This window comes from Streptomyces sp. NPDC033216, from assembly GCF_055577115.1.
In genome coordinates, this window is sequence record NZ_JBVIQK010000013.1 from 142,765 (window position 1) to 163,692 (window position 20,928).

General features: G+C 72.2%; 13 protein-coding genes. 4 read left to right on the forward strand and 9 right to left on the reverse strand.

The window, feature by feature from the left end:
• Window positions 1–181: 181 nt before the first annotated feature.
• Window positions 182–1,042 (forward strand): SAM-dependent methyltransferase, encoded by an 861-nt coding sequence (locus ACZ5Y0_RS23705; RefSeq protein WP_469130683.1) that lies wholly within the window; start codon window positions 182–184, stop codon window positions 1,040–1,042.
• Window positions 1,043–1,082: 40 nt separating this feature from the next.
• On the opposite strand, the gene ftsH is transcribed toward ACZ5Y0_RS23705, so the two are convergent.
• The 6 genes from ftsH to nsdA all read right to left on the reverse strand — a co-directional run bounded on the left by ftsH (window position 1,083) and on the right by nsdA (window position 10,903).
• A complete protein-coding gene (gene ftsH, locus ACZ5Y0_RS23710) occupies window positions 1,083–3,032 on the reverse strand; it encodes an ATP-dependent zinc metalloprotease FtsH (protein WP_469130684.1) in 1,950 nt (649 codons plus the stop codon).
• 98 nt (window positions 3,033–3,130) lie between these two features.
• The gene (ffh, locus tag ACZ5Y0_RS23715; protein ID WP_469130685.1) at window positions 3,131–4,681 is read right to left on the reverse strand and encodes a signal recognition particle protein; all 1,551 of its coding nucleotides are present in this window, start codon (window positions 4,679–4,681) and stop codon (window positions 3,131–3,133) included.
• A gap of 245 nt (window positions 4,682–4,926) precedes the next feature.
• Window positions 4,927–7,380: a [protein-PII] uridylyltransferase gene (locus ACZ5Y0_RS23720; RefSeq protein WP_469130686.1), complete on the reverse strand. Its 2,454-nt coding sequence runs from the start codon at window positions 7,378–7,380 to the stop codon at window positions 4,927–4,929.
• A gap of 26 nt (window positions 7,381–7,406) precedes the next feature.
• Complete coding sequence (locus tag ACZ5Y0_RS23725) at window positions 7,407–7,745, reverse strand: P-II family nitrogen regulator (protein WP_003997576.1); 339 nt, start codon at window positions 7,743–7,745, stop codon at window positions 7,407–7,409.
• A complete protein-coding gene (locus ACZ5Y0_RS23730) occupies window positions 7,742–9,082 on the reverse strand; it encodes an ammonium transporter (RefSeq protein ID WP_469130687.1) in 1,341 nt (446 codons plus the stop codon). The genes ACZ5Y0_RS23725 and ACZ5Y0_RS23730 overlap by 4 nt, the downstream gene beginning before the upstream one ends.
• Window positions 9,083–9,409: 327 nt before the next feature.
• Window positions 9,410–10,903, reverse strand: a complete 1,494-nt coding sequence (nsdA, locus tag ACZ5Y0_RS23735; protein ID WP_469130688.1) for a transcriptional repressor NsdA — start codon at window positions 10,901–10,903, stop codon at window positions 9,410–9,412.
• A gap of 445 nt (window positions 10,904–11,348) precedes the next feature.
• Between nsdA and ACZ5Y0_RS23740 the strand changes: the two genes are divergently transcribed.
• Together ACZ5Y0_RS23740 and ACZ5Y0_RS23745 are read left to right on the forward strand one after the other, a co-directional pair.
• Window positions 11,349–12,005, forward strand: coding sequence for a bifunctional DNA primase/polymerase (locus ACZ5Y0_RS23740; RefSeq protein WP_469130689.1), 657 nt, complete (start codon window positions 11,349–11,351; stop codon window positions 12,003–12,005).
• A gap of 231 nt (window positions 12,006–12,236) precedes the next feature.
• Window positions 12,237–12,452, forward strand: a complete 216-nt coding sequence (locus ACZ5Y0_RS23745) for a hypothetical protein (RefSeq protein WP_469130690.1) — start codon at window positions 12,237–12,239, stop codon at window positions 12,450–12,452.
• A 238-nt stretch (window positions 12,453–12,690) separates the two neighbouring features.
• On the opposite strand, the gene ftsY is transcribed toward ACZ5Y0_RS23745, so the two are convergent.
• The gene (gene ftsY / locus ACZ5Y0_RS23750) at window positions 12,691–13,893 is read right to left on the reverse strand and encodes a signal recognition particle-docking protein FtsY (protein ID WP_469130691.1); all 1,203 of its coding nucleotides are present in this window, start codon (window positions 13,891–13,893) and stop codon (window positions 12,691–12,693) included.
• Between the two features lie 378 nt (window positions 13,894–14,271).
• Here ftsY and ACZ5Y0_RS23755 point away from each other — a divergent pair, with 378 nt between their 5' ends.
• On the forward strand, window positions 14,272–15,243 hold the full coding sequence (locus ACZ5Y0_RS23755) for an LLM class flavin-dependent oxidoreductase (protein ID WP_469130692.1): 972 nt from the start codon (window positions 14,272–14,274) through the stop codon (window positions 15,241–15,243).
• A 90-nt stretch (window positions 15,244–15,333) separates the two neighbouring features.
• Here the strand turns inward: ACZ5Y0_RS23755 and ACZ5Y0_RS23760 are convergent, their stop codons facing one another.
• Together ACZ5Y0_RS23760 and ACZ5Y0_RS23765 are read right to left on the reverse strand one after the other, a co-directional pair.
• Complete coding sequence (locus ACZ5Y0_RS23760; RefSeq protein WP_469130693.1) at window positions 15,334–16,752, reverse strand: sugar porter family MFS transporter; 1,419 nt, start codon at window positions 16,750–16,752, stop codon at window positions 15,334–15,336.
• 253 nt (window positions 16,753–17,005) lie between these two features.
• Window positions 17,006–20,779 (reverse strand): AAA family ATPase, encoded by a 3,774-nt coding sequence (locus ACZ5Y0_RS23765; protein WP_469130694.1) that lies wholly within the window; start codon window positions 20,777–20,779, stop codon window positions 17,006–17,008.
• Between the last annotated feature and the right edge of the window lie 149 nt (window positions 20,780–20,928).

The window sequence follows — 20,928 nt, forward strand, 5'->3', positions numbered from 1 at the left end:
TTGCCGGAACGTGAAATCTCGCCACACGCGCGGGCGGCGCGCAAGCGGGCCTCCGCAACCCCTGGACGCGAGCACGAGTGGGGAGTTACCTGGCATACGGGAGGGAGTGCGGGCGCACTGACGGGGGCCACCACCTGAACGGGTACTGCGGCAAACTCTCGGCGGATTGGGGCGCTTATCCATGACACCTACGCTCGTGCGGGAGCACCTTCCTCATGCGGGGCCCGCGCTCCGCATCGACCTCGGTGCACGCGCGCGTGACTGGTCCGAGATCCAGGAGCGGATGCTGGTCCCGCTCTACGAGGCCGTCTACGAGCGACTGGAAGTGGGAGCCGGCACCCGGCTTCTGGGCCTCGGCTGCGGTTCCGGGCTGGCCCTGCTGATGGCGGCCTCCAGAGGCGCGGCGCTCACCGGCGTCGAGGCCCTGGCCCCGGAGCGGCTGGCCCTCGCGCGGCAGCGGCTGACTCCGGAGGCACGGGGCACGCGCACGGGAGGCGACGCGCGCCTCGTCGACGGCTCACCCGAGGACGCGGCCGACGCCAGGACGCCCGCGTACAACCTGGTGACCGCGTTCGAGCCGATCGGATGTCTGGCGGGCGACTCGCAAGGACTCCGCGAATCGCTCGCGGCGGCCACGCCGCTGGCCGAGCGCGGGGCGGCCGTCGTGCTGGTCGGCTGGGGTCCGCCGGAGCGCTGCGCGACCTCGTCCGTGCTGCGCGTCGCCACCCGGCTGGCCGAACCGCCGCGGGCCGCCGCGGGCGGTTGGCGTCCCGCGCTGCGCGACGACCTGGAGGAGGTCGCCCAGCGGGCCGGCCTCAGACCCGACGGCTCGGGGCGGGTGGCCTGCCCGTTCGGGTACGCGGGCGTGGACAGCGCCCTCAGGGGCCTGTTGTCCACGGGCCTGTTCGACGCGGCGATCTCCGCGACGGACCAGGCGCGGGTGGACAAGGAGGTGACCGAGGCGCTCCACCCGTACCGGCGGGCGGACGGCACGGTGTGGATGCCGAACGTCTTCCGGTACCTGGTCGCCCGGGTCACCTGAGACTCCTGCGTCCCGTGAGAACGGCGTCCTTCGCACGCGCCTAGGATCCTTCGTCGTCCTTGGTGAGCCTGGTGATGCCCGCGATGCGGTACGCGTCCGCCTCGTCCAGCGTCTCGTTCTCCAGCAGCGCCCGGGCGAGGGCGTCCAACTGGCCGCGGTGGTCGCGGAGTTTGCGGCAGGCCTCCTCGTAGCACTCGTCGACGACGCGTCGCATCTCGTCGTCGATGGCGTCGAGGGTCTGCGGGGCGGCCGAGAGACCGTAGGCCTGCTGGGCGTCGCCGGGCAGGGCCGACAGGCGGCCGACGCGCGCGCTCATGCCCCAGCGGGCGACCATGCCCCGCACGATGTTGGTGACCTGCTCCAGGTCGTTCTCGGAGCCGGTCGTGATCATGCCGTAGACGACGTGCTCGGCCGCCATGCCGCCGAGCGCGCCGATGACCCGGCCGCGCAGGTACTCCTCCGTGTACGCGTACCGGTCCGCGTCCGGCGTGGACAGTGTCACGCCGAGGGCACGCCCGCGCGGCACGATGGTGATCTTGCGGACCGGGTCGGCGCCCGGCTGAAGCATCCCCAGCAGGGCGTGACCGCTCTCGTGGTACGCCGTTCTGCGCCGCTCCTCCTCGGGCATCACCAGGGAGCGTTCGGCGCCGAGCTGCACCTTCTCCAGGGCCTCGGACAGGTCGCTGCGGGTCACCTGGTCCTGTCCCCGCTTGACGGCGAGCAGGGCCGCCTCGTTGGCGAGGTTGGCCAGCTCGGCGCCGGTCATGCCGGGGGTCGTACGGGCCACCTGGGCGAGGTCGACGTCGCGGGCGAGCGGGATCTCGCGGGTGTGGATCGCGAGGATCGCCTCACGGCCGCCGCGGTCGGGGGGCGAGACGTTGACGATCCGGTCGAAGCGGCCCGGACGGGTGAGGGCCGGATCCAGGATGTCGGCGCGGTTGGTGGCGGCGAGCACGATCACGCCCTCGGAGCCGGAGAAGCCGTCCATCTCGGTCAGGATCTGGTTGAGGGTCTGCTCGCGCTCGTCGTGGCCGCTCATGGCCGAGCCGCCGCCGCGGGCCCGCCCGATGGTGTCGATCTCGTCGATGAAGATGATCGACGGGGCCACCTTGCGGGCCTCCGCGAACAGCTCCCGCACGCGGGAGGCGCCGACCCCCACGATCATCTCGATGAACTCGGACGCCGACGCGGAGAAGAACGGCACCCCCGCCTCCCCGGCGACCGCCCGCGCCAGCAGGGTCTTGCCGGTGCCGGGCGGGCCGGCGAGCAGCACGCCACGGGGCATCTTGGCGCCCATCCTGCGGTAGGCGTCGGGGTTCTTCAGGAAGTCGACGACATCGCTCAGCTCGCCCGCGACCTCGTCGATGCCTGCGACGTCGTCGAACGTGGTCCGCTCCTGCCCCGGCTCCAGCTCGACCGGCTTGGGCGGCGCCTTGCGGCCGAGCATGCCGCCCGCCGCGCCCAGGCCGCCGCCCGAGCGCAGCCGCCGGGCGATGAACACCCACACGGCGATGAGCAGCACCATCGATGCCAGGGAGATGAGCAGATTGGCGAGAAGGCTGCGCTGCCGGACGACGGGCTCGGCGGTGACGGTGACGTCGTGCTCGGTCAGGTCGTCCCACAGCCGGTCGTCCGCGAAGGTGGGCCGTTCGGTGCGGAACTTGGTGTACTTGCCGTCTCCCTGGGGGTTGTCCTGCTCCTTCTCGAGCTGCCCCTGGATCGCGTCGCCCTTGGCGTAGATCTTGCTGACGTTGCCGGCGTCGACCTGCTTGCTGAACTCGGTGTACGAGATCGTCGGCTCGTCGCCCTCGTTGAAGAACGACAGTGCGAGCAGCGCGATCAGGAACACGACCAGCGCGGCGAGGATCAGACTCCACCAGCCGCCGGGCAGCCTCCGCCCCGTCGGCGGCGGCTTCGGCGGCTCGTCCGGGGCGCCCTCGGTGCGCCAGGGCTTGTCGGGCGACTTCCGCTGGGGCGCAGGGTTGGTCATATCGGGACGTTACGACACGCGGCGCTCGTCAGCACCGCGGGGAACGCGAAGGGGGCACCCCCCGCGAGGAGGGCGCCCCCGGCACCGTACGGCCGCGATCAGCCCATGAACTTCTTGAACTCGTCGGGAAGCTCGAAGTCCTGACCGCCCTGCTGGCCCGGCAGGCCGAGGGCGCCGCCCTGGGCTCCGGCGGCCCTGCGCGCGGCCTCCTCCTGCTCCTGCTGCCTGCGCTTCATCGGGTTGCCGGAGCGCTGCTTGCCCTTGGCCTTCTTGGGCTGCTTCTTGGCGCGGCCGGGGCCGCCGCCCATGCCCGGCATCCCCGGCATCCCCGGCATCCCGCCGCCCTGGGCCATGCGGGACATCATCTTGCGGGCCTCGAAGAAGCGCTCGACCAGGCCCTTCACCGCGCTGACCTCGACACCGGAACCCTTCGCGATGCGGGCCCGGCGCGAGCCGTTGATGATCGTCGGGTCCTGGCGCTCACCCGGCGTCATCGACTTGATGATCGCGGCCGTGCGGTCGACGTCACGCTCGTCGATGTTCTGGATCTGGTCCTTGATCTGGCCCATGCCCGGCAGCATGCCGAGCAGCTTGGAGATCGATCCCATCTTCCTGACCTGTTCCATCTGGGACAGGAAGTCGTCCAGGGTGAAGTCCTGGCCCTTCTTCGACGCCAGCTTGGAGGCCATCTTCTCGGCCTCTTCCTGACTGAACGTCTTCTCCGCCTGCTCGATCAGGGTGAGCAGGTCACCCATGTCGAGGATGCGGGAGGCCATCCGGTCAGGGTGGAACGCGTCGAAGTCGTCGAGCTTCTCGCCGTTCGACGCGAACATGATCGGCTTGCCGGTGATCTGCCGGATCGACAGGGCCGCGCCACCACGGGCGTCGCCGTCGAGCTTGGAGAGCACCACGCCGTCGAAGCCGACGCCGTCGCGAAAGGCCTCGGCGGTGTTGACGGCGTCCTGGCCGATCATCGCGTCGACGACGAAGAGGATCTCGTCGGGCGAGACGGCGTCGCGGATGTCCGCGGCCTGCCGCATCAGCTCGGCGTCGATGCCCAGCCGGCCGGCGGTGTCCACGATCACGATGTCGTGGACCTTGGACTTCGCGAAGTCGATGGAGTCCTTGGCGACCTGGACCGGGTCTCCGACGCCGTTGCCCGGCTGCGGGGCGTAGACGGCCACGCCGGCCCGCTCGGCGACGACGCTGAGCTGGTTGACGGCGTTGGGGCGCTGGAGGTCGGCGGCGACGAGCAGCGGCGAATGGCCCTGCTCCCTCAGCCAGCGGCCTAGCTTGCCCGCGAGAGTGGTCTTACCGGCGCCCTGGAGACCGGCCAGCATGATCACGGTCGGCGGATTCTTGGCGAAGCGCAGACGCCGCGTCTCGCCGCCCAGGATCGTGACCAGCTCGTCGTTGACGATCTTGAGGACCTGCTGGGCCGGGTTCAGCGCCCGCGAGACTTCGACGCCGAGGGCACGTTCCTTGACGTTCTTGATGAAGGAGCGGACGACCGGCAGGGCGACGTCCGCCTCGAGGAGGGCGATGCGGATTTCACGAGCCGTCGCGTCGATGTCCGCTTCACTCAGCCGGCCTTTTCCGCGGAGGTTTTTGAAAGTCGCGCTGAGGCGGTCGGAGAGAGTATCGAACACGGCGGCGTCGGTCCTCGGAGTCGGGGGCAGTACGGGCGTCTTCCAGAGTATCCGGCTCCGCAGGGCAATGGTCCCCGCCTGCCGCGGTCAGCGGGCGGGGACACACCCCGGCTGCGGCGGGGAGCCCCCTCCGGACGTCCCCGCGCCAAGGGGGCGACGCCCAGGCCCCCCCGCCTCGGCGGGGATCACGTCCGCTCGTCGCATGCAGAGGATCACATGCGCTCGACGCATGGAACGGCCGTGGGTCACCCCCGCAACATCTCCTCCAGCTTCCGTGCCACGGCGGCCGCCTCGTCACCGGGCAGCGGACTGCCGGAGCCCCCGGTGACGTAGAACGCGTCCACGGCGTTCGCGCCCAGCGTGCTGACATGCGCGCTGCGCATCCGCACGCCGGCGTCCTCCAGCGCCCGCCCGATCCGGAACAGCAGCCCCGGTGCGTCCTGCGCGCGGACCTCGATCACGGTGGCCAGGTGGGAGGCCGCAGAGGCGACGGTCACGCGCGGCGGGGGCGCGACCACACCCCGGCGCCGGGGGTAGGCCGCGTCGCGTTCCGCGAGCCGGCCCGCGATGTCCAGGGAGCCGTCCAGGGCGCGCACGAGGTCGGCGCGGAGCCGGGCTGCCTGGGGCAGTGAGCCGTACTCGGCGGCGACCCGCCAGTCCAGCAGCAGTACGGCGCCCTCGACGCCGGACGGCAGCTCCAGGGCGCGCAGTTCGGCCGTACGCACGGTCAGCCGGTGCATGGCGAGCACGCCGGCGACGGCGGGCAGCACGCGCGGCCGGTCGGGTACGGCGATGAGCAGCTCGACGCCCAGCGGCTCGGGATCGCCGGACGGCTGGTCCGCGGGCTGAGCCGGGGGTTCGGTCTGGGCGCGCAGCGACAGGACGGGGCTGCCGGTGGCGACCGCCTCGATGGCGAGCCGCTCCTGCTCCGCCGTGACCGCGGCGGCCTCGGGCTCCTCCGGGACGTCCCCGGCGAGCACCGCCGAGACGCGCTTGACCAGGTCCGCCACGAGCGAACCCCGCCAGGACGACCAGGCGGCCGGACCGGTGGCCAGCGCGTCCGCCTCGGTCAGCGCGTGCAGCAGCTCCAGGGTGCCCTGCGAGCCGACGGCCTCGGCGACCGAGCGGACGGTGGCCGGGTCCTCCAGGTCACGCCGGGTGGCCGTCTCGATGAGCAGCAGGTGATGCCGTACGAGGGTGGAGAGGACGGCCACGTCGGTGCGGTCGAAGCCGATGCGGGTGGCCGCGTCCTTGGCGATGGTCTCGCCGGCCACGGAGTGGTCGCCCGGCCAGCCCTTGCCGATGTCGTGCAGCAGGGCGGCGACCAGCAGCAGGTCGGGGCGGCTGACGCGGCGGGTGAACCCGGAGGCGCGCACGGCGGTCTCGATGAGGTGCCGGTCGACGGTCCAGATGTGCACGGCGTTGCGCTGCGGCCGGCAGCGCACCCGCTCCCAGTCGGGCAGCAGCCGGGTGATCAGCCCCTCGGCCTCCAGCGCCTCCCAGACCTCGATGGTGGGCTGCCCCGAGCCGAGCAGGGTCACGAGCTGCTCGCGGGCCTCGGCCGGCCAGGGCGTCGGCAGGGGGCGCGCGGTGGCGGCGAGGCGCCGTACCGCGTGCAGGGACAGCGGGAGACCGGCCTGGGCGGCGGCGGCCGCGGCGCGCAGGGGCAGCACCGGGTCGCGTTCGGGGCGCGCGGCGCGGGCGAGCACCACCTCGCCGTCCTGCTCCACGACGCCTTCGGCCAGCGGGGAACGCTCGGCGACGGGCTTTCCGCCCCCGAGCATGGCGCGCAGCCGGGGCCGCACCGAGCGTGATCGGAGCACGCGCCCCACTTCACGCCAGGTGACGTCGCTGGCGTACGAGATGACGCGCGCCGCCTCGTACACCTGGCGCAGGAGTGTGTCGGCGTCGAGGAGGCCCAGTTCGGCGGCGACCTGGTCCTGTTCCTGGAGGGCCAGCCGGTCGGTCGCGCGGCCGGTCGTCAGGTGCAGGGCGTCGCGGACGTCGAGGAGCCGGCGGCGGGCGTCGTCGAGGCCCTCGCGAGGGGCGTCGGCGAGCCAGGAGGCGGCGACGGCGCGCAGGGCGGTGGCGTCGCGCAGGCCGCCGCGGGCCTCCTTGAGGTCGGGTTCCAGCAGGTACTGCAACTCGCCCTGGCGTTCGGCGCGCTCGGCGCACAGGTGCTGGAGCTCGGGCAGCCGCTTGGGCGCCTGGTTGCGCCAGTCGGCCAGGACGGCCGTCCGCAGTCCCGCCGTCAGCCCCGCGTCGCCTGCGAGGTGGCGGGCGTCGAGCAGACCGAGCTGCACCTTCAGATCCTCGCCGGCGGTCCTGCGGGCCTCCGCCGGGGTGCGGACGGAGTGGTCGAGGGCGAGGCCGAGGTCCCAGACCGGGTACCAGAGGCGGTCGGCGAGGGCGGCGACGGCCTGGGGCGCGCTGCCGTCGTGCAGCAGGAGGAGGTCGAGGTCGCTGCGCGGGGACAGCTCGCCGCGGCCGTAGCCGCCGACGGCGACCAGGGAGACGCCCCCGAGTTCCTCGCTGCCGGCGGTGAACAGGCCGCCGAGCCAGTCGTCGGTCAGTTCGGAGAGGGCGCGACGGCGCGGCGGCCCGGACCGCGCCCCCTCGGTGAGGAGGCGCAGCCGGGCCGCCGCGTAGCCGCTGGGTCCCGAGTCCTCTGCATCCTTGCGCACGTCCGTTCCCGTCACCCAGTGGCTCCTGTTCTGTTCTTCTGTCAGAGCGCGTCCGGGCCGCGCTCACCGGTGCGGACCCGCACGGCGGTCTCGACCGGGAGGGACCAGACCTTGCCGTCACCGATCTTGCCGGTGCGGGCCGCCTTGACGATGACGTCGATCAACTGCTCGGCGTCGTCGTCCTCGGCCAGCACCTCGATGCGGATCTTGGGGACGAGGTCGACGGTGTACTCCGCGCCGCGGTAGACCTCGGTGTGTCCCCGCTGACGACCGTAACCGCTGGCCTCGGTGACCGTGAGGCCGTGGACGCCGAAGGCCTGGAGGGCCTCCTTGATCTCGTCGAGCCGGTGGGGCTTCACGACGGCGGTGATGAGCTTCATGCGTCCACCTTCTTGCTCGCGATGTCGGCCACCGGGCCGGTGACGTTGGTCCTGGCGGCACCGCCACCCGCACCGCTGAAGTCGTATGCGGTCTCGGCGTGCTCGGCCTGGTCGATGCCGGCCACCTCGTCGTCCTCGGGGACCCGCATGCCGATCGTCCTGTCCAGCAGGAAGGCGAGGATCGCGGAGACCACCAGCGAGTAGCCGAGGACCGCGAAGACACCGGCGCACTGCTTCCAGAACTGGTCGAGGCCGCCGCCGTAGAAGAGGCCCTCGACGTCGGACTGGCCCTTGCCGCTGGCGAAGAGGCCGATCAGCAGGGAGCCGGCGATTCCGCCGACCAGGTGGACGCCGACCACGTCGAGCGAGTCGTCGTAGCCGAACTTGTACTTCAGGCCGACGGCCATGGCGCACAGGACACCGGCGATGGCGCCGACGGCGATCGCGCCGAGCGGGGAGACCGCGCCGCCCGCGGGGGTGATGGCGACCAGGCCGGCGACCGCGCCGGAGGCGGCGCCCAGCGTGGTGAACGCGCCGTGGCGGATCTTCTCGTAGATCAGCCAGGCCAGCATGGCGGCGGCGGTGGCCACCTGCGTGTTGACGAACATCAGCGCGCCGACGCCGTCGTCGTTGCCGAGCCACGAGCCGGCGTTGAAGCCGAACCAGCCGAACCACAGCAGACCCGCGCCGAGCATGACGAGCGGGAGGCTGTGCGGACGCATCGGGTCCCGCTTGAAGCCGACGCGCTTGCCGATGACCAGGATGACGCCGAGGGCCGCGGCACCGGCGTTGATGTGCACCGCCGTACCACCGGCGAAGTCGATCACGCCGAGTTCGAAGGCCCAGCCGCCGGTGCCCCATACCCAGTGGGCGACCGGGAAGTAGACGACCGTGGCCCACAGGGTGATGAACAGCGCCCAGGCGGAGAACTTGACGCGGTCGGCGAGCGCACCGCTGATCAGGGCGGGCGTGATGATGGCGAACATCAGCTGGAAGACCAGGAAGACGAAGACGGGGACGGTGTACCCGTCCCACAGCTCGGTCAGGCCGATGTTGCTGAGGCCGACCCAGTCGGAGTTCCAGCCGATGAGCGAGCCGGAGTCGGTGCCGAAGGCGAGGGAGAAGCCGTAGAGCACCCACAGGATGGTGACGATCCCCAGGCTGATGAAGCTCATCATCAGCATGTTCAGGGTGCTCTTGACGCGGACCATGCCTCCGTAGAAGAAGGCCAGGCCCGGGGTCATGAGCATCACCAGGGCGGAACAGATGAGCATGAAGCCTGTGTTCGCGGACGACAGCGTGGGTGCGTCCGCCGCAAGCGTGATGGCTGGTGCCATCGGCGTCTCCTCGTCGTTGGTACGGCCCCGTGCGGGCGAAGCCAGAGCGGGATCTGAGGGGTGGGCCGGTTATGCGCCATGAGATTGGCGCAGCGCCGTTTCGGTCGACGCCCCTCGTTGTTTCGCCGCCGTGACGAAGGCACCTCGTGCGTTACGCCTCGATGAACTGCCTGATGTCCGCCGACTGGATCGTTATCGTGGCGCAACCTTCATCGTGACGACGCGAACCGGCCGCGGTCGGCCTTCCGATGACCTGGCACGGGGGAGCCGAGTCGGGCGGTTCGGGAGGGCCGGCCGCGGCCGGGGTACAGGGGTTTCGCAGGGGCCTCAGACCGCTTCCGCGGTCTCCGGAAGCTCCACGGCGAGCCGGTCGGTGAGATCGACGATCTCGGTGAGATCCCCGAAGTCACGGACGGCGGTGTCGACGGTCTTTCGGATACGGGTGTTGACCCGCTCGGAGCGGACCCTCTTCGCCGCCTTCATGGCCTGCGCGGCGAGTACGGCGCTCTGCTCGGGCTCCTGGCGCAGCAGGTGCACGGTGGCCATGCCGATGAGGTTCAGCGCGTAGGACCGCTGGTGCTCGCCGTCCTTCGCGAACAGGTCGACCGCCCTCTGCATCAGGGGCTCGGCCAGCGAGGCGTACGTCGGGCTGCGGCCGGCCACGTACGCCAGATCGCGGTAGGAGTGGGAGTTCTCGCCGTACAGCTCGGCCTCGGAGAAGAAGCGGATCCAGTCGGGGTCGGGTGCGTCCCAGTCGTCCGCGTCGGCGAAGGTGTCCTCGGCCATCCTGACGGCCCTCTTGCACCGGCCGGGCTGGCCCATGTTGGCGTAGGCGCGGGCCTCCATCGCATACAGCATCGACTGGGTGCGCGGGCTCGCGCAGTCCCGGCTGCCGTACTGCGCGAGATGGATCAGCTCCAGGGCGTCCTCCGGCCGTCCGAGGTGGATCATCTGGCGGCTCATGCTGGACAGGACGTACGAGCCGAGCGGCCGGTCACCGGCCTCCTTGGCGGCGTGCAGCGCGAGGACGAAGTACTTCTGCGCGGTGGGCTGGAGGCCCACGTCGTACGACATCCAGCCGGCCAGCTCGGCCAGCTCGGCGGCGACCTTGAAGAGTTTCCTGCCGGTGGCCTCGGGCTGGGGTTCCTGGAGAAGGTCCGTCACCTCGTGGAGCTGGCCGACGACCGCCTTGCGGCGCAGTCCGCCGCCGCACTGGGCGTCCCACTGGCGGAACATGACGGTGGTGGACTCCAGCAGCTCCAGCTCGGGCCGGGAGAGCCGGCCGCGGGCACGGCTGGTCGGGAGGGAGTCGGTGTCCTCGTGCGCGGCGGGCGGGGAGGGGACGAGCCAGCGCTGCATGGGCTCGATGAGGGTGGGGCCCGCGGACAGGGCCAGCGAGGTGCCGAGGAAGCCGCGCCGCGCGAGCATCAGGTCGCTGCGCGAGAACTCGCTGAGCAGGGCCACCGTCTGCGGTCCCGTCCAGGGCAGGTCCACGCCGGTGGCGGAGGGCACCTGGCGGGCGGTGCGCAGACCGAGGTCCTCGACGGAGACGACACAGCCGAACCGCTCGGAGAACAGGTCGGACAGGATGCGGGGGATCGGCTCGCGGGGATTCTCGCCGTCGAGCCAGCGGCGCACGCGTGAAGTATCCGTGGAGATGTGGTTGGCGCCCAACTGGCGTGCCCTACGGTTGACTTGGCGGGCGAGTTCACCCTTCGACCAACCGCTGCGCACGAACCAGGAGGTGAGCAGGCCGTTCGGGCGCTTGTCCGCGTGCACGGCGCTCCCAGCGCCCGTCCCGCCTCCGCCGTTGCCGCCCACTGGAACGCCCCCATCCCTGAGACCACTTGTCGCTCTGGTGCGCCAAGCCTTATCAGAATGCCGGTAAATACGGCCCGCCGTCCGGCGGTTCTCACCCTTCGAACGGAAAGCCGCCTTGCCTCCGGCATACCCAGGGGGGCATGTGCCCCCGGGCCTCGCGCACTCAGAGTAATGCCACGATCACGCTCCAGCCATGGCGATCCCGGAAACGCCACCATTCGCCACCCCTTCGGATGAACTCGCAGTGGCGCGCAGCCGATTCACTTGACACGAGGCGGCGAGAGTGGGCGGAACGATGCACTCAGGAGCGCGCGGCGCCCGCCACGCCACCCACGACGCTTCCGAGCGCTGCCTGAAACGGGTGGCGGCGGGAGGTCGCCAGCACACAGAGTAACCGTATGTGTCCGCTACGTAACCACCGGTGCGTCGGACCGTTGGAGGGGGCATGGGCTTCACGATCGGCGGTATCCGCGAGATCCGCTCCGGCACGCGCAGGCGCGGTCGCTCGTCCGAGTGCACCGCGGTCGCCGAGTTCACGGGCCTGTGGGGCTGGGACGTGGTGCCGGGCGCGCGCGCCGCGGCCGGCGCCTGCTCCTGCGGCCGATCCGACTGCCGCCGGCCCGGCGCGCACCCCCTGGATTTCGCGCCCCTCGTGCCGGCCGGCGCCACTCTCGACGACGTGACGAGAACCTGGGCGGACTTCCCCGGCGCCGCTGTGATGCTCCCGGTCGGCCGGGCCTTCGACGTGATCGAGGTGGCCGAGTCCGCCGGGCGCCGGGCACTGGTGCGCCTGGAGCGCATGGGCCTCCCCCTCGGCCCGGTGACCGCCACTCCCGAGGGCCGCACCCAGTTCCTGGTCGCCCCCGGCACCGTCGCCGACCTCCCCGGCCTGCTCTATCGGATGGGCTGGGACGACCCGGTCTCCCTCGACCTGCGCGGCCTGGGCCCGGGTACGTACATCACGGCGCCGCCCTCCGACCGCGGCGGCCTCGGCCCGGTGCGCTGGCTGCGGCCGCCCGCGCTGGACTCGGCGACGAAGCCTCCGGCGGCCCGGCTGCTGCTGGGCACGCTGGCGTACGTGGCACACCGGTCGCGCCCCTAGGCCTTGTCCGGCACATGGTGTCGGGGGGCTCGGCGAGCCGACGGATGCGGCAGGGGCAACGGACAGCCGCCATGCCACGGCGAAGTGGGCGTGGCCATGAAGACCGCTCGGTGCCGCTCGAAAGGTCGCGACGGCCGTCGGCCGGGCCACGGGACCGGCGGGCACGTCGCAGGTGTCGCGATCGGCGGTTGGGGCCGAACCCGATCACCCACGGACACCAGAGGGAGAGCCGTGGAACTCCGCCATCTCGCCGCCCAGGAGAAGACGGGCTTCCTGCCCACCGCCGCCGTGATGATCGTTGTCATCACCGACATCACCGTCATCACCGTCATCACCGGGGGGAGTCGGCATCGGGCGGAGCCGCACAACGAAGAAGGGGACGGGCGGGCCGGACAAGTAGCGGAAGCGAGCGTTCTGCCCCCGGCAGGGCTCCGCTGCGGCTGCTGACGTCGGCGGGCAACGGGCCCGGCGACGGAAACGGCGCCTCCCCTGCGTCGTCACGGTCCGGGTGTCACTCCTCGGCCGCGGATCCGGTTCGGCCGACACGGCGGCCCGGCCGAGGCGCAGGCGCACGGCGTGCGGCGTGCGGCAAGGCGCACGGCGTGCGGCAAGGCGCCCGTCCCCCGACCGCATCTCGGGGGGGGCGGGCGCCTCGTCGTCGACGGCTACCGCGTTCGGTACCCGGTCACTCCCCGATGAGAGCGTCGACGAACGCCTCCGGCTCGAACGGCGCAAGATCGTCCGCGCCCTCGCCGAGTCCGATGAGCTTGACCGGTACGCCCAGCTCGCGCTGGACGGCGATCACGATGCCGCCCTTGGCCGTGCCGTCCAGCTTGGTCAGCACGATGCCGGTGATGTCGACGACCTCCGCGAACACGCGGGCCTGCACGAGGCCGTTCTGCCCGGTGGTGGCGTCGAGGACGAGCAGCACCTCGTCGAGCGGGGCGTGCTTCTCCACGACCCGCTTGACCTTGCCCAGCTCGTCCATGAGCCCGGTCTTGGTGTGCAGTCGGCCGGCGGTGTCGATGAGGACCACGTCGACCCCCATCTCCTTGCCCTCCTTGACCGCGTCGAAGGCGACGGAGGCGGGGTCACCGGCCTCGGGGCCGCGCACGGTGTGGGCACCGACACGCTCGCCCCAGGTCTGGAGCTGGTCGGCGGCGGCGGCCCGGAAGGTGTCGGCGGCGCCCAGGACGACCGTACGGCCGTCGGCCACGAGCACGCGGGCGAGCTTGCCGGTGGTGGTGGTCTTGCCGGTGCCGTTGACGCCGACGACCATCACGATGCCGGGCTTGCGGCCCTCGGGCTCGGTCCTCACGGTGCGGTCGACCTCGGTGCCGACCAGCTTGAGCAGCTCGTCGCGCAGCAGGCCGCGCAGCTCGTCGGGCGTGCGGGTGCCGAGCACCTTCACCCGCTCGCGCAGCCGTTCGACCAGCTCCTGGGTGGGCATGACGCCGACGTCGGCGGTGAGGAGGGTCTCCTCGATCTCCTCCCAGGTGTCCTCGTCGAGGTGCTCGCGCGAGAGCAGCGTGAGCAGGCCCTGACCGAGGGCGTTCTGTGAGCGGGAGAGGCGGGCGCGGAGGCGGACCAGCCGCCCCGCGGTGGGCTCCGGGATCTCGATCCCGGGAGCCTCGACAACGGGAGGCTCCTCGACGGCGGTGGGTGCGCCGCCGCCGGGAAGGTCCACCTCCTCGATCGTGCGGCGCGATTCTTCGCGGGGCGTCTCGGCCTCGTCGCCGACGTGCGGCTCGGCCGGGGGCGCGGTGATGTCGGGTGCGGTCGGGGGCGGCGGAGGCAGCGGCTTCTTCCGCCGGCTGCCGACGATGAGCCCGCCGAGCGCCGCGAGCACGACCACGGCGATGACTACAGCAAGGATGACGGTTTCCATAACCCGTCCAGTATGCGTGACCCCCCTCGGCCGGGGCGGGTGACGGCCCGCCCGTTCCTCGGCCGATCGGTCGGCTCCCGTGCCGCGCGGCCCGTTCCCGGGACCGCGGGCGCGGGGCAGCGCTCCTCGACCCCGGCGGGCGGGGCAGCGCTCCTCGACCCCGGCGGGCGCGTCCTCGGCGCACCAGCGGTGCCCGGCGAGTCGGCGCGGGTATTCGGGGTCGAACCGCAGGGCGACCCGACCCGCTGCGGCCTTCGCTCGCATCGGTGGCTGCGGCGGGCCCGGTCACGGCGGGAGCACGGGGGCCGGCCCGCCACGGCCATGGCGATCTGACAGCCCGTCAGCTACCGTCCGCCCTCCACCCCGGAGGGAGCCCCCATGCCCGTCACCGTCGTCCGCTTCAACCTCGTCGCACCCGGCGCCTCACCCGCGGCGCTCGGCGCCCGCTACCGGGCCGCTCTGGAGATGGCCGCGTACGCCGACGAGCACGCAATCACCACCGTGCAGACCGAGGAGCACCACGGCGCCGAGAACAACTGGCTGCCCTCGCCGTTCACCTTCGCGGGCGCCGTCCTCGGGGCGACCCGGCGGCTGGCCGTCACGGTCTCGGCGGTCATCGGCCCGCTGCACGACCCTCTGCGGCTGGCGGAGGACATCGCGGTGCTGGACCTGCTGAGCGGCGGCCGCCTGGTGACCGTCGCCGGGATCGGATACCGGCCGCAGGAGTACGCCCGCGCGGGCATCGACTGGAAGCGGCGCGGCCGGCTCCAGGACGAGCTGCTGGAGACCCTGCTGAAGGCCTGGACCGGCGAGGAGTTCACCTACCGCGGCCGGACGGTACGGGTCACCCCGCGCCCCTGCACCGAGCCGCACCCCCTGCTGCTGGTCGGCGGCTCGTCCCGGGCGGCCGCTCGCCGGGCCGCGCGGCTGGGCCTGCCCTTCTTCCCCAGCGCCCATCTGCCGGAGCTGGAGGCCTACTACAAGGAGCGGCTGGTGGAGTACGGCACCGAGGGCTGGGTGATGATGCCCGCCGCCGAGACCCCGCTGCTGCACCTGGCCGAGGATCCGGACCGCGCGTGGGCGGCGTACGGCGAACACTTCCTGCACGAGGCCCGCACCTACGCGTCCTGGCAGTCGGCGGACATCCGCTCCGCGGTGCGGTCGGCGGCGACGAGCGTACGGGAGCTGCGCGACGAGGGCGTCTACCGGATTCTGACGCCCGACGAGTGCGTGGCGCAGGGGCTCGACAACCTCGTCCTGCATCCGCTGGCGGGCGGCATGCCGGTGGCGGAGGGCCGGCGCAGCCTGCGGCTGTTCTGCGAGAACGTGCTGCCCCGGCTCACCGTGTGAACCGGGGCGGCACGCCTGACGGGTATCGAGGAGAAGGGCAGCGGGGACTTGGCCCGTCTCCTCGAGTCCAGGGGCCTCTGTGCGCGAGGCTCAGCCCATCTCCTCCAGCGTCTTGCCCTTCGTCTCCTTGACGTACTTGAGCACGAACGGGATGGAGAGCGCGGCGAAGACCGTGTAGATCACGTACGTCGCGGAGAGGTTCCAGTCGGCCAGCGACGGGAAGCTCGCGGTGATGGCCCAGTTGGCGATCCACTGCGCGGAGGCGGCCACGCCCAGGGCGGCGGCGCGGATCTTGTTCGGGAACATCTCGCCGAGGAAGACCCAGACGACCACACCCCACGACAGGGCGAAGAAGAGCACGAAGACGTGGGCGGCGATCAGGGCGACCCAGCCCTGGGCGGCGGGCAGCTTGCCGCCGACGAGGTCGAAGGAGAACGCCCAGGCCTCCAGCGCGAGGCCGATCACCATGCCGACGGAGCCGATGAGGGCGAGCGGCCGGCGGCCGACGCGGTCCACGAAGATCATCGCGATCACGGTGCCGAGGATGTTGATGATCGACGTCGTGAAGGAGTAGAAGAACGAGTCCGTCGGGTCGACGCCGACCGACTGCCACAGCGTCGAGGAGTAGTAGAACGCGACGTTGATGCCGACGAACTGCTGGAAGACCGACAGGCCGATACCGATCCAGACGATCGGCTTGAAGAAGAAGGAGCCGCCGAGCAGGTCCTTGAAGCTGGACTTGTGCTCGCTCTTCATGCCGTGCTCGATCTCGGCGATGCGGGCGTCGAAGTCGACGTCCTTGCCCTCGACCTCCATGAGGATCTCGCGGGCACGCTCGTGCTTGCCGACGGAGATCAGAAAGCGCGGGGACTCGGGGATCGCGAAGGAGAGCAGGCCGTACAGGACGGCCGGGATCACCATGACCCCCAGCATGACCTGCCAGGCCTCCAGGCCCATGATCTCGCCGCGCTGGTCACCGCCGGCGGCGTTCAGCAGACCCCAATTGACCAGCTGCGACACGGCGATGCCGATGACGATCGCGGCCTGCTGGAAGGAGCCGAGGCGGCCGCGGTAGGCGGGCGGGGCGACCTCGGCTATGTAGGCCGGGCCGATGACCGAGGCCATGCCGATGGCGAAGCCGCCGACGACCCGCCAGAAGGCGAGGTCCCACAGCGAGAAGGGCAGCGCCGAGCCGACGGCACTGATCGTGAACAGCACGGCGGAGATCTGCATGCAGCGGATACGGCCGATGCGGTCGGCCATGCGGCCGGCGGTGGCGGCGCCGATGGCACAACCGATCAGGGCGATGGCGATGACCTGGGCCAGGGCCGCGGAGCCGACGTCGTAACGGCCTCGGATGGCCTCGACGGCACCGTTGATCACGGAACTGTCGTAGCCGAACAGGAAGCCGCCCATCGCGGCCGCCGCCGCGATGAAGATGACGTGCCCGAGGTGATCGGGGTGAGCCGTCCTGGCTCCTGGCTGAGGTGCCTGCGCTGTGCTGGTCACGTGTTCTCCTCGGGCCACCCGGCAGCGCTGCCGGGGGTGGGGGCGAGCCCTGTCAGGTGAGGGTTCGAGTGGCGCGGGGATCAACGCCGCTCCCACCTGAAGGTAAAAGCAACGTTGCAGAGACTATGCCTTCAAGTTTCGAAGTCAATAGTTCACCAGTCAGTGACCTTCCCCCCGACCGCGGGGACTCCGTGTTCATTTCTTGAAGGGATGACAAAGGGGCTGGTCACGGTAGATGTAGACGGCACGGGGATCAGCGAAGGCGCTGCGAGATGACCTTCGACACACCGTCGCCCTGCATGGAGACGCCGTAGAGCGCGTCGGCGACCTCCATCGTGCGCTTCTGGTGCGTGATCACGATCAGCTGCGAGGACTCCTGGAGCTCCTGCATGATCCGGATGAGCCGCTGGAGGTTGGTGTCGTCGAGGGCGGCCTCGACCTCGTCCATGACGTAGAACGGGCTGGGCCGGGCCTTGAAGATCGACACGAGCATCGCGACGGCCGTCAGCGACCGCTCGCCGCCCGAGAGCAGACTGAGCCGCTTGACCTTCTTGCCGGGCGGCCGGGCCTCCACGTCCACCCCCGTGGTGAGCATGTTGTCGGGGTCCGTCAGGATCAACCGCCCCTCGCCGCCGGGGAACAGCCGGCTGAACACGCCCTCGAACTCACGGGCGGTGTCGCGGAACGCCTCGCTGAAGACCTGCTCGACGCGCTCGTCGACCTCCTTCACCACCTGGAGCAGGTCGGCGCGCGTCTTCCTCAGATCCTCCAGCTGCTCACCGAGGAACTGGTGGCGCTCCTCCAGCGCGGCGAACTCCTCCAGGGCGAGCGGATTCACCTTCCCGAGCTGCTGGTACGCGCGCTCGGCCGCCCTCAACCGCTTCTCCTGCTCCGCCCGGACGAAGGGCCGGGGCTGGTTGCGCGGGTCCTCGGGGTTTTCCGGCAGCTCCTCGCCCTCGGCGGGCGGCGACGGCGGCACCGGCTGGTGCGGACCGTACTCGGACACCAGGCCCGCGGGCTCGACGCCCAGCTCCTCCAGCGCCTTCGTCTCCAGCTGCTCGATCCGCAACCGCTTCTCGGCCCCGAGCACCTCTCCCCGGTGGACCGAGTCCGTCAGCTTGTCGAGTTCGGCCTTGAGGTCGCGACCCGCGGTCCGCGCGGCGGCCAGCTCCTGCTCCCGCCGCGCCTTGGCGGCGTCAGCGGCGACCCGCTCCCGCTCGGCCCGGCCGAGCGACACCTCGACGTGCGTGAGCAGCTGTCGCGCGCCGACGGCGACGGCCCCGGCGACGGCGGCCTCGTGCCGCAGCCGCGCCCGGCGCTGCTCGGCACGCGCGCGTGCCTCGCGTTCCGCCCGCGCGGCCCGGTCCAGCGAGTCGGCCCGTCCGGCGAGCCCCTTGACCCGCTCCTCGTGCGTACGGACCTGGAGCCGCGCCTCCATCTCCGTCTGCCGCGCGTTCGCCCCGTCGGCGGCGAGCCGGTCCCGCGCGGAGGTGTCGGGCTCCTCCTCGACCGGCATCTCCTCGGCGACGGCCAGCCGCTCGGCCAGCTCCTCCGCCTCCGCCACGGCCCGGTCGAGCGCCTCCTGCGCACGGGCGGCCGCGGCGGCGGACCGCTCGGCCTCCCCGGCGGCACCGCGCGCCTGCCCGGCGAGCCGCCCGAGCTGCTGGGCGACGGCGGACTTCTCCCGGTCGGCGGCCCGCCGCCGCTCCCCCAGCTCCTCGACGGACGCGGCGCACTCCCGGCGCCGCTCCCCCGCGGCACGCTGCGCCTCGGTCAGCATCTCGCACCGCTCCGCCAGCTCCTTCAGCTCGGCGGCGGCCTCGTCGACGGAGGCCCGCACCTCCAGGAGACTGGGCGCTCCGGCGGACCCGCCCTGCGCGAAGTGCGCCCCCAGCAGGTCGCCTTCGGCCGTGACGGCGGTCAGCTCGGGCCGCGCGTGGACGAGATCCTCGGCGTCCTCCAACGTCCCGACGACGACAACGCCCCGCAACAGCCGACGTACGGCGGGCAGCAGCTCGGAGGGGGCACGGACCAGGTCGGCGGCGAAGGGGGCGCCGACCGCGGTGGGCGCCACGGCCCTGGCACGGGCCGCCCCCTCGACGGCAGCCGACGCCACGGCACCGGCGCCCGGGGCTCCCGCCAGGGCCGGCGGGCTGCCCACCGGCCCGGCACCCGGGGACGCCGCCCGACGGGCACCGGCGTCCGGCTCCACACCCCCCGCCGACGCCCCTGCCCCCATGGCCGGCGACCGCCCGCCGTCCACGGGACCGTCGGCGGCCACCGGTCCTGCGGGCGGCGGCTCCTCGGGTGCGCCCGCCAGCAGGAGCGCCGCCCGGCCCGCGTCCTGCTTGCGCAGGAGGCGGATGGCTTCCGCGGCGGCGGACGGAGTGGTGACGGCGAGGGCGTCGGCGGCGGCGCCGAGGGCCGCGGCGAGTGCGACCTCGTGGCCGGGGGTGATGGTGAGGAACTCCGCGGCCGGGCCCAGCAGGCCGGTGAAGCGGTCCCGCGCGTCGAGGAGTGCGCCCGTGCCGTCCTTGCGGCGCAGGCCCATGGCCAGGGTCTCGTGGCGGGCCTGGGTGGCGGCGCGCCGGCGTTCGCCCGCGGTGACGGCCTCGCGGGCGGCGGTCAGGGCGGTCTCGGCCTCGGCGAGGCGCCGCTTGGCCTCGTCGTGCCGCTCGCCCAGTTCCCGGTCGCCCGCGTCCAGCCCGTCTACCTCCGCCTTGAGGGCCTCGTACTCCTCCTGTGCCGTGACCGCCCGCTCCCGCGCCTCGTCGCGGGCGGACGCCAGGCGGCCGATCTCGGCCTGGGCGGACGCGGCGCGCGAGCGGGACGCGTTGACCTGGCCGTGCAACCGGGCGAGCCCCTCACGCCGGTCGGCGATCGCGCGGGCGACGTCCTTCAGCCGCCGCTCCTCGACGGCCAGCTCGCGCTCCAGGTCGGCACGGTGGGAGACGGTGTCGTCGAGGGCGTGCTGGGCCGCCTCGAGGGCGGCCTCCAGTTCCGCCTCCTGTTCGCGGACGCGGGCGGCCTCGCGCTCCAGGTCCTCGGGGTCGCGGCCGCGCCGTTCCTCGGGGGGCGCGGAGGTGGCGCTCTTCACGCGGGCGTCGGCCAGCGAGACCGTCCCGCGGACGCGTTCGGCGAACTGGGACAGCTCGTACCAGGTCTGCTGGGCCCGTTGGAGTCGGGGCGCGAGCCGGCGGACCTCGTCCTCCAGCAAGGCCTCGCGCCGGAGGGCCTTGCGCAGTTCCTGCTCGGCGGCGTCCTTGCGTTCCTTGAGGGCCGCCTCGTCGGCGATCTCCGACCTGAGCGCCTCGCGCAGCCGTACGAGGTCGTCGGCGAGAAGGCGCAGGCGGGCGTCGCGCAGGTCGGCCTGGATGACGGCGGCGCGCCGGGCGACGGCGGCCTGGCGGCCCAACGGCTTCAGCTGTCTGCGCAGCTCGTCGGTCAGGTCCTGCACGCGCGCGAGGTTCGCCCGCATCGCGTCCAGTTTCCGCAGCGCCTTCTCCTTGCGCTTGCGGTGCTTGAGGACGCCCGCGGCCTCCTCGATGAACGCGCGGCGCCCCATGGGGTCGGCGTGCAGTACGGAGTCGAGCTGGCCCTGGCCGACGATGACGTGCATCTCTCGGCCGATGCCGGAGTCGGACAGGAGGTCCTGGATGTCGAGGAGCCGGCAGGTGTCGCCGTTGATCTGGTACTCGCTGCCGCCGTTGCGGAACATGATCCGCGTGATGGTGACCTCGGCGTACTCGATGGGCAGGGCCCCGTCGGAGTTGTCGATGGTGAGCGACACCTCGGCGCGGCCCAGCGGGGGGCGGCCGGTGGTGCCGGCGAAGATGACGTCCTCCATCTTGCCGCCGCGCAACGACTTGGCACCCTGCTCGCCCATGACCCAGCTGAGGGCGTCCACGACGTTGGACTTGCCCGAGCCGTTGGGCCCGACGACGCACGTGATGCCCGGCTCGAACCGGAGTGTGGTCGCGGAGGCGAACGACTTGAACCCTCGCAGGGTCAGGGCCTTGAGGTGCACGCCGCTGGACTCTACCGCCCGTCGATGTCTCACTCCATGAACCCGCGGTTTCACCCATGAACGCGGAGGGCAGACCAGACGTTGACAGCAGGGAAAGGATGCACGGGGGAAACACGAGAAAAGAAAGAAGGGACGCCGAAGCGTCCCTT

Bases quoted from the DNA above. Each gene is read 5' to 3' on its own strand.
- ACZ5Y0_RS23730 (WP_469130687.1), bottom strand. From the start codon at position 9,082: ATGGCACCAGCCATCACGCTTGCGGCGGACGCACCCACGCTGTCGTCC.
- ACZ5Y0_RS23740 (WP_469130689.1), top strand. From the start codon at position 11,349: ATGGGCTTCACGATCGGCGGTATCCGCGAGATCCGCTCCGGCACGCGC.
- ACZ5Y0_RS23705 (WP_469130683.1), top strand. From the start codon at position 182: ATGACACCTACGCTCGTGCGGGAGCACCTTCCTCATGCGGGGCCCGCG.
- ftsH (WP_469130684.1), bottom strand. From the start codon at position 3,032: ATGACCAACCCTGCGCCCCAGCGGAAGTCGCCCGACAAGCCCTGGCGC.
- ACZ5Y0_RS23725 (WP_003997576.1), bottom strand. From the start codon at position 7,745: ATGAAGCTCATCACCGCCGTCGTGAAGCCCCACCGGCTCGACGAGATC.
- ftsY (WP_469130691.1), bottom strand. From the start codon at position 13,893: ATGGAAACCGTCATCCTTGCTGTAGTCATCGCCGTGGTCGTGCTCGCG.
- ACZ5Y0_RS23755 (WP_469130692.1), top strand. From the start codon at position 14,272: ATGCCCGTCACCGTCGTCCGCTTCAACCTCGTCGCACCCGGCGCCTCA.